Source organism: Wolbachia endosymbiont of Drosophila bicornuta (genome assembly GCF_028982105.1).
Classification (GTDB): domain Bacteria; phylum Pseudomonadota; class Alphaproteobacteria; order Rickettsiales; family Anaplasmataceae; genus Wolbachia; species Wolbachia pipientis.
On the sequence record NZ_JAPQLF010000063.1, the window covers coordinates 5,900 to 6,102 of the forward strand.

A 203-nucleotide genomic window follows, 5' to 3' on the forward strand; every position below is an offset into this window, starting at 1 on the left:
TATTCCTAAAACTAAACCCGAATGTTTGTTTCAGTCGCGAGAAAAAACTTTCTATATAAGATCTTTTTCCATAACTCATCTCTTTTTTCCACTTCTTTATACCATCTTCATCATATGACTTTATGAGCTTGACTGCAGAATTTCTCTCAGCCATATAGTCTAACTTTGGATGCTCTGCTGCGTTGTTTTTCGGAGGAATTTTC

1 pseudogene is annotated in these 203 nt (G+C 35.0%); it reads right to left on the reverse strand.

The features are described from left to right. Positions 1–203, reverse strand: a pseudogene (locus OZD68_RS06730) (IS5 family transposase); the annotation flags it as partial.